This is a genomic window from Actinoplanes sp. 13 (genome assembly GCF_056134165.1).
Map to the genome: position 1 here is coordinate 74969 of NZ_JBVYOQ010000026.1, position 13828 is coordinate 88796.

A 13828-nucleotide genomic window follows, 5' to 3' on the forward strand; every position below is an offset into this window, starting at 1 on the left:
GAGCGAAGCGACGCCATTAGACAGGGAACATGCCGATGCGGCCGTGGTATTCGCGGCCGAGCTGGTCGGTGTCTGATCCGACCAAGAGGCCTTCGGGCACCGAGAGGAAAGCGCGCACCCCCACGCCGCGTGAACGGGTCGGGTTCCACGGCAGCGCCTTTCCGGTGATCGGGCTGACCGCGCCGATGCCCGGCCGGGACACCGCGCCCGGCCCGGGGCCGTTGCCGTCCGTGCCGTACGGGTTGTCGAACCACCGCTGGTGCCCACCGAGGTAGACGGCCGGTCCCGTGATCGCGACCGCGTAGAGCGAGTCGCCACCCGTGCGCTGCACCCAGGTCGGGTTGTGCCGCCCGCCGCCCCGGGTCTCGAACCGCGCCGCCGAGTCGCACAGCTTCTGCGCCGACGAGGTACGGCCGGTGGCGGCCACCACGGCGTACGACGCGTCCGGCGAGAACTTGACCTGCCGCAGGTAGGTGTCGAAGCCCTGCATGCACGGCGGCTTGTACGCGTCGGTGTACCAGGTCGTCAGCTGGGCGCCCGCGCCGGCGACGTCGAAGAGCGCGATCTGCGTACGATCCGCGCCGCCCGACCTGAGGAAGGCGCCGACCGCGATCAGCTTGCGCCCGTCCGGCGAGACGTCGAAGTGCTCGACCCGGACCCGCTTGAGCCCGGGCCCGGTGAGGCGGGCGTCGAAGCCCTGGTCGACGGCGCCGGTGGTGGCGTTCAGGCGGGCCAGGCCGACCCGGTTCACCCCGTTGACGGCCGAGAACGTGCCGGCGGCGTAGAGCCGGTTGCCGCGGACCGCCAGCGACCGCACGTCGCCCCAGTTGGTCCGGGCGCCGAACGAGCCGACCCGCTCGCCGTCGCGCAGCGAGAACCGGGCCAGGCCGCGCTGGGCCGCGCCGTTGGCGGTCTTGAACGCCCCGCCGACGTAGACGGTGTGGTCGGGCCCGGCCGCGAGCGAGTAGATCGCGCCGTCCACCTCCGGTGCGAAGGTGCGGATCACGCCGTCGCGCAGGCCGAACGCGAAGATGTTCTTCCGGGCGAAGGTCTGCCGGCGGCTGCTGTCGGCCACCTTGGTGAAGGCGCCGCCGACCACGACCGTGTCGCCCACCAGGGCCAGCGCCCAGACCGTGCCGTCGAGCACGTGGGGGGTGTGGTCCACCGGGTTGGTGGAGACCACCGCCGAGTGGGCGCGGTCAGCGACCGCCGGTGGGGCGTTGACCACCGCCGGAACGGCGACGGCCGCGATGGCGGCGGCAACGAGCAGGCCACGACGCATGAGACGGCTCTCCCGGGATTGTGAGTGACAATCCGATCAACGAGCCAGCCTCTAGGGGGTGGCGGAATCCATGGTGTTCACCATGAAGTAGGCCGCCCGCTCCAGGTAGTCCCAGAGGGCGGTGCGGTGCGGTTCGGGCAGGCCCAGCGAGTCCACCGCGACCTTCATGTGGTGCAGCCAGGCGTCACGGGCGGCCGGGTCGACCCGGAACGGCGCGTGCCGCATCCGCAGCCGGGGGTGCCCGCGGCTGGCGGAGTAGGTGTTCGGGCCGCCCCAGTACTGCATCAGGAAGAGGGTGAACCGGTCGGCGGCCGGCCCGAGGTCTTCCTCCGGGTACATCGGGCGCAGGAGCGGATCCTCGGCGACGCCCTCGTAGAACTTGTCCACGAGGCGCCGGAACGTCGGCTCGCCGCCGACGGCGTCGAAGAAGCTGGCCTCTTCCGGTACGGGTGCGCTCACCGTTCCATCCTGCCAGCCGAATCGCCGAGCGGCCGGTGCGGCCGCTGCGGCTAGGGTGTGACGCTCGTCTGTACCCGATCGGCCGCTGCCGCCTCGGTGGCCGCGGCGAACGTCGCCTGGCTCGGCCAGCGGGCCGCCAGCAGGCCCATCGCGACGGCGCCGCCCACGCTCCACAGGCCGACCACCAGCGGCAGCCAGAACAGCTCGGCGAGCAGGCCGGTGATCATGACGGCGGCGAACTGGCTGAGCTGCACGCCGGTGTTCACCACCCCGAACGCGCGGGCGCGGAACCCGTGCGGCAGCGCCAGCATGAACGTGGCGTTCAGCGTCGGCATGAGGGCGCCCTGGCACAGGCCGGAGCCGAGCACCAGCAGCGCGACCAGCGGCGCCGGTGGGCCGACGATCGTGAAGATGAGTATCACCGGGGTCGCCACCGCCAGGGCCGGGATCAGCCGGGCCCGCCGGTCGGCCGGCACCAGGCGGTTGAAGAGCAGACCGCCGATCACGAACCCGAGCGGGCCGGCCGCCATGATCATGCCTTGGTCCAGGCCCTGCACCGTCACGTCGCGGGTGCCCTCGGCGGCCCAGGCGGCGGCCAGCCCTTCCGGCACGATGGCGAAGACCGTGATCGTGTAGACCACGATGGTGATCGAGCGTAGTGCCGGCTGGCCGAACACCAGCCGGAAGCCCTCGCCGACCTCGCGGAACAGGTGGCCGCCGCCGGGCCGGCCGTCAGCTGCTCCCCGGTGCCGCACCCCGAACCGGATCAGCAGCGCCGACGCGGCGAAGGTCAGCGTGGTGATGGCCAGCGCGTACCGCGGGGTGATGAGCACCGCGAGGGTGGCGCCGGCCATGTAGCCGATCACCTGCGCGGCCTGCCCGGTGGTCTGGTTGGCGGCGACCGCCAGCGCCAACTGCCGGCGGCTCACCACCAGCGGCAGCAGCGCCGAGCGGGCCGCCTGCGCCGGTGGCCCGCCCACACTGGAGAGCAGCAACAGGGCCAGCATCAGCGGCACCGGCAGGTGCGGGATGAGCAACAGCCCGATCAGCGCCATCCGGCACAGGTCCGAGACAACCATCACCCGGCGGTACGGGTACCTGTCGGCGAGCGTGGCCAGCAGCGGTCCGAACAGCCACGGGACGTAACTGATCGCGAACGACGCGGCGGACAGCAGCACCGACTCGCTCTGGTGATAGACCAGGACCGTGACGGCGGCGCGGGAGAGGTAGTCGCCGATCCAGTTGACCGCGGTGGACAGATAGAGCGCGCGGAACTCCCGCAGCTGGAAGATCTCTCCGAACGTGACGGGATCATCGCGCTGAGTGACCACGTCGGGCGTACTGCCCTTGCGTGCGGGTGGTTCGGACACCTGGCCCTCCATCGACGTCGACGATCGCCGAGGGCCGGCGACGGCCGGGCCACCCGCGGGCTGCCCTGGCGCTAACGTGCAGACATGCAGAATCTGTAGCGGATTCTGCCCGATCGTCCGAGTCCACGCCAGGGCAGTTGGGGTAAATGTCGGCCATTCGGTCGAGGGTGCAAATCTCAACCGTGCCGTAAGCGCCGGTCAGGCGGTGCCGCTCGGGCGCTCCCCGGCCGAGGGCGAGGAGCTGTCCTGGCCCGTGAACCAGGCCGGCGGGACCGCGCTGCGCGGCCCGAGCCGGGACGCGGCGATCCGCTCCGAGATGCCCGATTCGTCGAGCGCCTCGGTCAGCGCGCGGCGCAGCTCCCGCTGGATGATCGGCTGACTGTCCGCGGTGGTCTTGGCGATGGTCCGGATCACCGCGCCATCCACGGTCAACTGCTCGACGCCGACCACGTCCGGCGGCTCGAGGAACTCGGTCTGGTGCTCGGGCTCGGCCGCCACGGCCTCGGCGGCCGCCTTCAGCACGCCGACCGCCTGCTCGGCGTTGACGAAGCCGATCGGGATGTCGATCACGACCATGGCCCAGCCCTGGCTCTTGTTGCCGACCCGGACGATCTCGCCGTTGCGGATGTACCAGAGCACGCCCCGGGCGTCGCGGACCGTGGTGATGCGCAGACCCACGCTCTCCACCACGCCGGTGGCCTCGCCGAGGTCCACCGTGTCGCCCACGCCGTACTGGTCCTCCAGCAGCATGAACAGACCCGCTATCAGGTCCTTCACGAGGCTCTGCGCCCCGAAACCGATCGCCACGCCGACGATGCCGGCGCTGGCCAGCAGCGGACCGAGGTTGAATCCGAGCTCGCCGAGCACAAGCAGGCCGGCCATCGTGAAGATGACCGCGCTGACGAAGCTGCGCAGCACCGAGCCGATCGCCTCGGCCCGCTGGCGGCGCCGCTCGGGGATGAACTGGCCCTCCTCGGCGGTGACCGTCACCTTCTCCTTGAGCGGCTTCAGCAGGGCCGGCATCGCGGCCCGCGAACCGGTCGTGGCGAGCCGGGAGATCGCACGGTGCAGCAGCCAGCGGATCAGCATTGCCACCACGATGATTCCGAGGATGCGCAGCGGCTTGATCAGCACCACGTAGCTGCTGGAGGCGAGCCACTGGTTGCCGGTCCACTCGAGGATCCGGCTGCACAGCACGTCGGTGTTGCACGACTCCGAGATGACGGGGGTCGTGAAGACGTCGACCGAGCTGCTCGGCTTCGGGGCGGGGGTGACAGGAGCAAGAGCCAACACGGGTAGTCAACGTACCGGGTCCGGCCGCCCGGAGACCTCAGACGTTTACCGCGTGGCCACAGATTGTGCTCGCAATTTGGTTATTCATCAGGGACTATTGGCGCACGGGCTTCGGCAGCGAGGCGCGCATCACACACGTTTGGGCTATGGGAGCGGTTAGCAGCAACTGACACCGGAAGGGTGATCGCGATGCCTGACATACGACCCACAGTGGGCTCTTCCGCGTTGGTGCTGAACGCTACGTACGAGCCGCTGTGCGTCGTATCGGTGCGTCGAGCGACCATCCTGTTGCTGACCGCCAAGGCGGAGTGCGTCTCGGACGGCGACGGCATGCTGCACAGCGCACGCCAGACTCTTCCGGTGCCCTCAGTGGTCCGCCTGACGCGGTACGTGAAGGTGCCGTACCGGACGCATGTCGGTCTCTCCCGCCGGGCCATCTTCGCCCGCGACGGCGGCCGCTGCGCGTACTGCCGGGGTTCCGCCGAGACCATCGACCACGTCTTCCCGCGCAGCCGTGGCGGCCTGCACGCCTGGGAGAACGTGGTGGCCGCGTGCGCCAAGTGCAACCACAGCAAGGGCGACAAGACCCCGGCCGAGCTCGGCTGGCGGCTGCACGCGCTGCCCGCCGCCCCGCGCGGTGTGGCCTGGCGGGTCCTCGGGCACCGCACGCCCGACCCGCGCTGGATGGACTGGCTCGACCTGCCCTCCTCGTTGGTCGAGGCCGAAGCGGCCTGAGGTCCTCACCCCTCCCGTGAGTCCACCAGGGAGGCGAACACGATGACGTTGTCCGCGTACCCCTCGCGGCCGCCCAGCCACTGCCCACCACACGTCATCAGCCTCAGCGACGGCCGGGAGTAATCGCCGTACACCCGCTCCACCGGCAGTTTGTCCTTGTCGAAGGTCTCCACCGAGTTCACCGCGAAGACGGCCACCGAGCCGTCCTCGCGGGACACCTCGATCTCATCACCCTTCTTCAGCCTGCCCAGGTCGTGGAAGACCGACGGTCCGGTCCGCGTGTCCGCGTGCCCCACGATCAGCGCCGGCCCGTACTGCCCCGGAGTGGGGCCGCCGTCGAACCAGCCCGCCTCGTTGTGCCGTTTCAGCGGCGGCACGTCCACCGAGCCGTCGTTGGCCAGTCCGACCTCGAGAACCGGCGCGGAGACGTCGATCGACCGGATCTCCAGCCGTTGTGGGCGGCTCGGGTCGAGCACCGGGAAGTCGCGCGGCGGCGGCTCGCCCTGCCCGCTGAAGAGGCTGCCCAGGTTGAACCCGGTCGCGGCGCCGAGCCCCATGCCGACCACGAACAGACCGACGAAGAGCAGCGCCAGCGCGATCAGCGCGATCGGGCCGGTGCGCCGCCCGCGCAGCGGCCTCGGCGTGCGCCCGGGACGGGGCCGGGGCACCCGAAAGGGCGAACGTCCCTGCACCGTGGGCGTGGGCGGCAGCGGCCCGGTCACCACCCCGGGCGGTGGCGCCGTGATCACCTGCGCTGGTCGTTTGTGCTGCACCGACTTCGGCACCCGGCCGGATTCCGTGGTCATCGCGGCCTCAGCCGAGTCGCCGGCGGCGCAGGGCCAGGACGCCGAGGACCGCGCCGGCCGCCATGGTGGCCAGTCCGGCGCCGATCAGCACCGGCGGGGTGGTGGCGGCCGAGGCTGTCCCTCCGCCGCCGGTCGCCGGCCCTCTGGCGGGTTCCACCTTCGCCACCACATGCAGCGTGCTGGTCGCTGTCCGCCCGTCCGGGCAGCGCAGCACGACCGGGTAGTCGCCCGACGCGGTGGCGTCCGGCACCGTCGCGTTCGCGGTGAGGAAGCCGAACTCCGGCTGCACGGTGATCGAGCCGATCGGCTCCGCGGTGACGGTGGCCGGCTCCAGGTTGTCGTCGCAGGAAGCGCGCAGCGAGAGGTCGTCCCCGGCCGGCACGGTGCTCGGATTGAGCTCCACGAAGACGGCCGCGGCGGCGGAGGCCGCCGCGACGTTCGTCAGCGCGGGCACGACCGGAACGGCCAGACCCGCGACCAGTGCCGCCGCAGCGGCGGGGACTGACATGCGCATGGGATCCCCCTCCTGCCGTCCGCGGCCGAAAAGACGCGGACGGCGCGTGAGGGTGATTTTCGCACCTCCAGGCCCATTCCGCGTAGATCCCGACGGCGTGAGACCCCGGTTCGAGACCCGACGCTCCGGGACGACTCGCGCTCCGCTACCGTGATTGATGTTCAGAATCAAGCGGATCACCGGCGCCTGGGGGCGTTCAGTTGTCAGTCATCAGCACCGTTCTGGTCTTCGTGATCATTCCGGCCGCGGTCATCGGGGCGGTCGCGGCGCTCGTTCTCAGCGGCTCCGACCGGTCCAAGCCGTCGCGGCGATACCGGCCCGGCCGGCCCTACGACTTCCCGGCGATGTGGTTCACCGCCACGCCGGAGCGCGCGGTGGCGCAGCGTGCCCTGGTGGCCGCCGACGGGCCGCACGGGCTGGTCATCGAGGACAGCTCCGGCGCCCCGGTCCGGCCCGGTCCGACAGGAGGCGCAAGTGACAAGTGGTGAGGTCACTCCGGTGGAAACACTGGAGAAGCCCGAGGACGGCCCGTTCACGACCCGGCAGCTGCTCCGCCTCGACGAGGCGCTGCGCATCGCGGACCAGACGACCGGCCTGAACTTCAGCATCTACCTCGGCGACCTGGACGAGCCGGTCCGGGCGAGTGCCGAGGCGCTGCACCGCCAGATCAAGGACCCGCGGCACGCCGTGCTGGTCGCGGTCTCGCCGAACCAGCGCGTCCTGGAGATCGTCACCGGGTCCGAGGCGCGCAAGCGGATCTCGGACCGGGACGCGAAACTGGCCGGGCTCTCGATGGCCGCCTCGTTCACCGGTGGTGACCTGGCCGGCGGCCTGCTGATCGGCATCGATCAGCTCGCCACCCACGCCGGCCGGAGCTGACCGCAGCCGCGTCCTCACCGACGCGGCTGCCGCACAGCCGGATCAGCCGCGCCACGCGGCGGGCGTGATCCGCACCGGGTACGGAGCGGCGAACCGGGCCTGCCCGGCCCCCTCGACCCCGCCCGCGGCGTGGTACTCCCCGCCGTCCAGCGCGTACGCACGCAACGCCGGCCCCGGCTCCACCCGCCAGTACGCCGGGATACCGGCGCCCGCGTACAGCGCGGGCTTGAGCAGCCGGTCGTACCGCCGCGTCTCGTCGGCCTCGACCTCCACCACCAGCGCCACGTCGGCCGGGTCCACCCAGATCGCGCCGGACGAGTGCGGCCGCAGGACGGTGACGTCCGGGACCACGTTGCTGGCGCCGATCTCGATGCCGAGCCGCGCGCACACCCACCAGCCGGGCGGCGCCGCCGCGCGCAGCGTGCTGACCACCGCCTCGACCAGGGTGTCGTGCCGCTGGTCCGCCGGCGGGGTGACGTGCAGGCTGCCGTCCACGATCTCGTACCGGTGCCCGTCCTGAGGGAACGAATGCAGGTCCGGCTCGGTCCACTGTCCCTCCGGTGCGCTCCACCGCACCGGGGCACCCTGGCTCAGCATCGTCACAGGCCACCTCCATCACCGCGGAGTGCCAGACTACTCACAGAGCGTTGTTCCGCACGTGTAACGCAACGGTAATTTCGGGCATGGCGAAAGGTCCCCACTCCGGTGGACCGGAGCGGGGACCTGAGGTCACACGACAGGGGTCAGCCTGCCGAGCTGTCCTTCGCCCGCGCCTTCAAGGCCCGCAGGATGCCGTCGCGGCCCTCGGCCACCAGCCGGCGCAGCGACGCCGGCTGCCCGTCCCGGCTCAGCCAGGCGTCGGTGAGCGCCACCGTCTCCTCGCTGATCTGCAGGCTCGGGTACGCCAGGGTGGCGAACTCCTGAGCCGGCTCGCTGTCCGAGCGGGCCCACACGTCGCCCACAGCCTCGAAGAACTTCGCCGCGAACGGCGCGGTCAGCGCCACCTGCCGGGTGCTCTGGAAACCCTGCAGCAGCGACCGGTTCAGCCAGTTCGGCAGCGCCTCCGGCCCGGTCAGCTGGGCCCAGACGCGGGCCTTGTTGTCCGGGGCCGGCAGCAGCGCCCGGGCGATCGCCGCCTCCCGCTCACCGCTGGCCGTCCGGTCCGAGGCGAGCTCGTCGTCGATCTCCTCCTCGGTGGCGGCGCCCAGCGCGGCGAGCGCCTGCAGCAGGCTCCAGCGCAGCTCGGTGTCGACCACCAGACCGGCCGGCCGGGACTCGCCGGTCAGCCAGCCGCGCAGCTCCACGGCCTGCTCACCGGTGCGCGCCGCGGTGATGAACGACCGCGCCCAGGTGAGCTGCCAGCCGCTGCCCGGCTCCGCCGCGGCCAGCTGCTCGCGTGCCATGTCGGCCAGCATCGCCCAGCCGGTCGGCGCCCACGCGGGGTCGGCGAAGCTGGTCAGCGCCATCGCCGCCTGCCGCAGCGTGGCCGTGGTCAGGTTGATGTCGGTCTCGGCGGGCAGGCCGGTGACGACCAGGGCCACGTAGTCGCGGGCCGCCATCTCGGCGTCGCGCAGCATGTCCCACGCGGCCGCCCAGCACAGCGCGCGCGGCAGCGACGACTCGAACCCGGCGATGTGCTGCACCAGGGCGCCGAGCGAGCGCTCGTCGAGGCGCAGCTTCGCGTACGTCAGGTCCTCGTCGTTGAGCAGCAGCACGTCCGGCGCCTTCGCGCCGGCCAGGGCCGGGATCTCGGTCCGCTCGCCGGCCACGTCCGCCTCGATCAGCTCCCGCCGGACCAGCCGGTCGCCGACCAGGTCGTAGAGGCCGATGCCGATCCGGTGGGTGCGCAGGGTCGGGTAGTCCGCCGGGGCTTCCTGGCTCACCACGACGCTGGTGTAACGCCCCTCGGCGTCCACCTCGACGATCGGGCGCAGGGTGTTGACCTGGGAGGTCTCCAGCCACTGCGCGGCGAACTTGCGCAGCTCCCGGCCGGACGCCGACTCCAGCTCGCTGAGCAGGTCGTCGAAGGTGGCGTTGCCCCACGCGTGCTTGGCGAAATACGCCCGGAGGCCGGTGAGGAACGGGTCCAGCCCCACATAGGCGACCAGCTGCTTGATGACGCTGGCACCCTTGGCGTACGTGATGCCGTCGAAGTTGACCTCGACCGCTTCCAGGTCCGGCATCTCGCAGTAGACCGGGTGGGTGGAGGAGAGCTGGTCCTGCCGATATCCCCAGGCCTTGCGGATGGACAGGAACGTCGACCAGGCGTCGGTGAACCGGGTGGCGTGCGTGTTGCACCAGTGGCTGGCCCACTCGGCGAACGACTCGTTCAGCCACAGGTCGTTCCACCAGCGCATGGTGACCAGGTCACCGAACCACATGTGCGCCAGCTCGTGCAGGATCGTGTTGGCGCGCTGCTCGTACTCGTAGTCGGTGACCTGCGAGCGGAAGATGTAGTGCGACTCGGCGTGCGTGACGCAGCCGAAGTTCTCCATCGCGCCGGCGTTGAAGTCCGGCACCCAGAGCTGGTCGTACTTCGGCAGGGGGTACCGCACACCGAACTGCTCGTGGAAGAAGTCGAAGCCCTGCTTGGTGATCAGGAACAGCTCGTCGGCGTCGAGGTACCGCGCCATCGAGGCACGGCAGAAGACGCCCAGCTCGATGCCGTCGTGCGAGTCGCGCACCTCGTGGTACGGCCCGGCGCAGATCGCGGTGATGTAGGTGCTCATCCGCGGCGAGACGGCGAAGTGAACCGTCTTGGCGCCGGTCCCGGCGGGCTCCTCGCGGTCCACCGGCATGTTCGAGATGACCTTCCAGTGCGCCGGCACCGTGGCACGCCAGGTGAAGACGCTCTTCAGGTCGGGCTGGTCGAAACACGCGTACGTCCGCTGGGCGTCCGCGGTCTCGAACTGGCTGTAGAGGTAGACCTCCTTGTCGACCGGGTCGAGGCTGCGCTGCAGCCCCTGCCCGCTCGCGGAGTACTTGAAGTCGCCGTCCACGACGAGCGTGTTCTCGGCGGCGAGACCGGTCAGCGGCAGACCGTTCTCGGCGGACCAGGCGCCGAGGTCGACCGGAGCGCCGTTCAGCGTCGCGGACCGGATCGTCGCGGCGGCCGCCTCGACGAACGTGGCCGCGCCGGGCTCGGAACACCGGAAGTTGATCACGGTGGTGGACCGGAACGTGTCGGAGCCGGGGTTGCCGTGTCCGTCGGTCAGGTCAAGCGTGATGTCGTACCCGGTCACCTCGAGCAAACGGCCACGCTCCGCAGCCTCGACCTGGGTCAGGTTATGAACACCGGCCACGTGCACTCTCCTTCGAGCTACTGCGATGACTGCGTACGACTCGAAGCCTATTCGTCGACGGCGACCTAACTCACCCCGACCGGGCACCGATGAGGGGGGATCATCGAAGGATGACTCAACGCGCCACCGTCGACATGTGGTTCGACCCGCTCTGTCCCTGGGCCTGGATCACTTCCCGCTGGCTGCTCGAGGTGGAGAAAGTGCGCCCCCTCGACGTCCGGTTCAACGTGATGAGCCTCTCCGTCCTCAACGAGGGCCGGGAGTTGCCCGAGCAGTACCAGTCGCTGATGACCAAGGGCTGGGGCCCGGTCCGAGTCTGCATCGCCGCCGCCGAGGCGGCCGGCCCGCAGGTGCTGCGTGACCTTTACACGGCCCTGGGCACCCGGATCCATCTGCAGAAGTACGAGCTCGACGAGAAGTTGTTCACCGAGGCGCTGACCGAGGTCGGCCTCGACCCGGCACTGGCCGCCGCGGCCACCACCGACGCCCGCGACGAGGCGCTGCGCGCCAGCCACAACGCCGGGATGAAGCCGGTCGGCACCGATGTGGGCACCCCGGTGATCCACGCGCCCGGCCCGAACCCGGGCGAGACCGTCGCCTTCTTCGGCCCGGTGATCACCCCGGCGCCGAAGGGTGAGGCCGCCGGAAAGCTCTGGGACGGTGTCGTCCTGGTGGCCGGCACCCCCGGCTTCTACGAGCTCAAGCGCAGCCGGGACCTCGACCCCATCTTCGACTGACCACGGTTGGTTGCGGTTCGGGGGCATCGGCCGAAAAACGCGACTCTTCGCTGCCTGCCGGTCGTTGGGTGAGGTGACACACACCTCATCCAACGCGGAGGCGGGCATGCCCGATTGTGAGCCGGTAGCGACGTCGACCATCGGCGTCCAGCGCGGTAACTGGGGAGATCTGGCACCCCACCTCGCAGTTATGGTGGCCCCGCCGGTGACCGTGACCGCGGCGCCGGTGGAACGCCCGATGAACCCGCACCGGAAGGCTCAGTTGAGCAGGTCACGCGGGAACATGCCGGTGGGCAGGCACCGTAGGCGCGCCGGGTAAGTTGCCCCCCATGACGGTCGTGCACCCGATCAGCCGGGCCTGGATCACCAATGGCGGTACCGGGGCCCAGAACTATGACGAGTTCGCCGACGACGCCGAGATCACCGAGATCATCTCGGCCAACCCGCACAGCGCGCTGGCCGTGGAGATGCCGCATCTCGCGCCCGACTCGCTCGGGAAGTCCTTCACCGACGCGCTCGCGGACGCCGCCGTCCGCCTGGAGCGCGACCAGGCCGAGGGCCGGTACCGGCAGGCGGAGCACGTCGTGGTGCTCTACCGCATCTCCGCACCGGGCGAGGCGCCCGCGTACGGCCTGTGGAGCATGGTCGAGACCGCGCAGATCTCCACCAGCGCCGACGAGCCCGGCCTGGTTATCCGCAACGAGGACGTGTTCATCAGCAAGGTCCGCGAACGGGTCGCCCTGGCCGAACGGACCGGGACCCTGCTCTCGCCGGTGCTGCTGCTGCAGACCGGCAAGGGCGAGGAACTGCACGCGGCGCTGGCCGACGCCACCGGCAAGGCCGGCGAGCCGGACGCCACCGACCTCGACCCCACCGGGCGGACCCACGCGATCTGGGTGGTCGGCGCGGGCGAGGTGCAGGACCAGCTGCTGGCGCTGGCCGGCGGCGGCGAGCTGGTGGTCGCCGACGGCAACCACCGCAGCCTGGCTGCCCAGACCGGCGGACTGCCACGCTTCCTGGCCGTCGTGACCACGCCCGCGTCGGTCGCCATCCAGCCGTACAACCGTCTGGTCAGCGAGCTGCCGACGGAGCTGGACGACCTTCTGGGGCGGCTGCGCGCGGCCGGCGCGACGGTCACCGAGCTGCCGCGTGCCGCGCAACTGCCGGCCAAGGGCACCATCGAGATGTACGCGCGAGGCGGCTCGTTCGCGGTCGGCCTGCCCGCCGACCCGGCCGGCACGTCGGTGGAGAACCTGGATCACGCCCTCGTCGAGCGCGTCCTGCTGCGCGACGTGCTCGGTCTGGACGCGGGCGACAAGCGGATCTCCTACATCGGCGGCGACTACCCGGTCGAGTGGCTCCGCGGTGAGGTCGACGCCGGGCGGGCCGACCTGGCCGTGCTGATCGCTCCGGTCACCGTGGACGACTTCGTCGAGGTGAACCTCGAACGGCTGAAGTTGCCCCGCAAGAGCACCTGGTTCACCCCCAAGGCCCGCGCCGGCCTGGTCCTTGCCCAGCTCGACTGACACATGGCACTACATCCTCAAGTGACCGCGGCCGCCGGGCTGCGGCGCCGGCCCTCGCCCGAGGAGCTGGCGGCGGACCCGTACGAGCAGCTGCTCGGCGTCCGCGCCGCCATGGAGGAGGCCAACGAGGCGGAGACCGGCCCGGCGCTGCCGTTGCCGGTCGTCGCCGACTTCGACGCCGACGGGGTGCCCTGCCGGCTGTACGCGACCAGGGCCGGTTCGCCGGTCCTGGTCTACCTGCACGGCGGCGGCTGGTGTTACGGCAGCATCGAGACCGTGGACCGGTTCTGCCGGCGGGTGGCCGAGCGGTCCGGCTGCGCGGTGGTCTCGGTGGGTTACCGGCTGGCCCCGGAGCACGTCTTCCCGGCCGCGCTCGACGACGCCGGGACCGTCGTGTCGTACCTGCGCCGGTCCGGCGGGGATCTGGGCCTGGACGTGTCCCGGCTGGCGATCGGCGGTGACAGCGCGGGCGGCCAGCTCGCCACGGTCACCGCCCGCCGCCAGCGCGACGCCGCCACCCCGCTCGACTACCAGGTCCTGATCTACCCGGCCCTGGACCCGCTCACCTCCGCCGAGTCCTACGACGAGGTCGGTGGGTACGGCCTGGACCGCGCCTCGATGCGGCTGGCGTGGGAGACCTTCGTCCCGGACCCGGCGCAGCGCTTCCGCCCGGACGTCTCGCCGATGGCCGTGGCGGACCTGTCCGGGATGCCACCCACGTTGCTGATCACCGCGGAGTACGACGCCCTCCGGGACGAGGGCGCCGACTACGCGGACGCCCTGATCGCGGCCGGCGTCCCGGTGGTGCACACCCGGTACATGGGTGTGAACCACGGTTTCGCCCGCAAGTTGGCCACCATCGACGCCGCCCGGGCCGCGGCGGATCAGGTGGCATCTGCCCTGCGTTCGGCCCTCACCTTCTGAA

At 71.2% G+C, this 13828-nt stretch carries 14 protein-coding genes; 6 read left to right on the forward strand and 8 right to left on the reverse strand.

The genetic code is table 11. The annotated features are described in order from the left end of the window. Positions 1-16: 16 nt before the first annotated feature. From AC0NH5_RS34180 to AC0NH5_RS34195, 4 genes are all read right to left on the reverse strand, one after another. Positions 17-1282, reverse strand: a complete 1266-nt coding sequence (locus AC0NH5_RS34180) for a PKD domain containing protein (RefSeq protein ID WP_474411119.1) — start codon at positions 1280-1282, stop codon at positions 17-19. A 51-nt stretch (positions 1283-1333) separates the two neighbouring features. Then, positions 1334-1741, reverse strand: coding sequence for a globin (locus AC0NH5_RS34185; protein WP_474411121.1), 408 nt, complete (start codon positions 1739-1741; stop codon positions 1334-1336). Between the two features lie 50 nt (positions 1742-1791). Then, positions 1792-3111, reverse strand: a complete 1320-nt coding sequence (locus AC0NH5_RS34190) for an MFS transporter (protein WP_474411122.1) — start codon at positions 3109-3111, stop codon at positions 1792-1794. Positions 3112-3309: 198 nt separating this feature from the next. Beyond that, positions 3310-4401, reverse strand: a complete 1092-nt coding sequence (locus tag AC0NH5_RS34195; RefSeq protein ID WP_474411123.1) for a mechanosensitive ion channel family protein — start codon at positions 4399-4401, stop codon at positions 3310-3312. A 192-nt stretch (positions 4402-4593) separates the two neighbouring features. Here AC0NH5_RS34195 and AC0NH5_RS34200 point away from each other — a divergent pair, with 192 nt between their 5' ends. Further along, on the forward strand, positions 4594-5139 hold the full coding sequence (locus AC0NH5_RS34200; protein WP_474411124.1) for an HNH endonuclease: 546 nt from the start codon (positions 4594-4596) through the stop codon (positions 5137-5139). 5 nt (positions 5140-5144) lie between these two features. On the opposite strand, the gene AC0NH5_RS34205 is transcribed toward AC0NH5_RS34200, so the two are convergent. Next, on the reverse strand, positions 5145-5945 hold the full coding sequence (locus AC0NH5_RS34205; protein WP_474411126.1) for a class F sortase: 801 nt from the start codon (positions 5943-5945) through the stop codon (positions 5145-5147). Positions 5946-5952: 7 nt separating this feature from the next. Further along, positions 5953-6459 (reverse strand): hypothetical protein, encoded by a 507-nt coding sequence (locus AC0NH5_RS34210; protein ID WP_474411128.1) that lies wholly within the window; start codon positions 6457-6459, stop codon positions 5953-5955. A gap of 200 nt (positions 6460-6659) precedes the next feature. Here AC0NH5_RS34210 and ctaJ point away from each other — a divergent pair, with 200 nt between their 5' ends. Both ctaJ and AC0NH5_RS34220 read left to right on the forward strand, forming a co-directional pair. Then, a complete protein-coding gene (ctaJ, locus tag AC0NH5_RS34215; protein ID WP_474411130.1) occupies positions 6660-6947 on the forward strand; it encodes an aa3-type cytochrome oxidase subunit CtaJ in 288 nt (95 codons plus the stop codon). Beyond that, positions 6934-7338: a DUF5130 family protein gene (locus AC0NH5_RS34220; protein ID WP_474411132.1), complete on the forward strand. Its 405-nt coding sequence runs from the start codon at positions 6934-6936 to the stop codon at positions 7336-7338. The genes ctaJ and AC0NH5_RS34220 overlap by 14 nt, the downstream gene beginning before the upstream one ends. Before the next feature lie 42 nt (positions 7339-7380). Here the strand turns inward: AC0NH5_RS34220 and AC0NH5_RS34225 are convergent, their stop codons facing one another. Both AC0NH5_RS34225 and pepN read right to left on the reverse strand, forming a co-directional pair. Then, the gene (locus AC0NH5_RS34225; RefSeq protein WP_474411169.1) at positions 7381-7935 is read right to left on the reverse strand and encodes a Uma2 family endonuclease; all 555 of its coding nucleotides are present in this window, start codon (positions 7933-7935) and stop codon (positions 7381-7383) included. Positions 7936-8081: 146 nt separating this feature from the next. Further along, positions 8082-10640: an aminopeptidase N gene (gene pepN, locus AC0NH5_RS34230; protein WP_474411134.1), complete on the reverse strand. Its 2559-nt coding sequence runs from the start codon at positions 10638-10640 to the stop codon at positions 8082-8084. Positions 10641-10750: 110 nt separating this feature from the next. Here pepN and AC0NH5_RS34235 point away from each other — a divergent pair, with 110 nt between their 5' ends. The 3 genes from AC0NH5_RS34235 (at position 10751) to AC0NH5_RS34245 (ending at position 13827) form a co-directional block, all read left to right on the forward strand. Then, on the forward strand, positions 10751-11377 hold the full coding sequence (locus AC0NH5_RS34235) for a mycothiol-dependent nitroreductase Rv2466c family protein (RefSeq protein ID WP_474411136.1): 627 nt from the start codon (positions 10751-10753) through the stop codon (positions 11375-11377). Between the two features lie 329 nt (positions 11378-11706). Further along, positions 11707-12903, forward strand: a complete 1197-nt coding sequence (locus AC0NH5_RS34240; protein ID WP_474411137.1) for a DUF1015 family protein — start codon at positions 11707-11709, stop codon at positions 12901-12903. Positions 12904-12924: 21 nt separating this feature from the next. Beyond that, a complete protein-coding gene (locus AC0NH5_RS34245) occupies positions 12925-13827 on the forward strand; it encodes an alpha/beta hydrolase (protein WP_474411139.1) in 903 nt (300 codons plus the stop codon). Position 13828 lies beyond the last annotated feature (1 nt).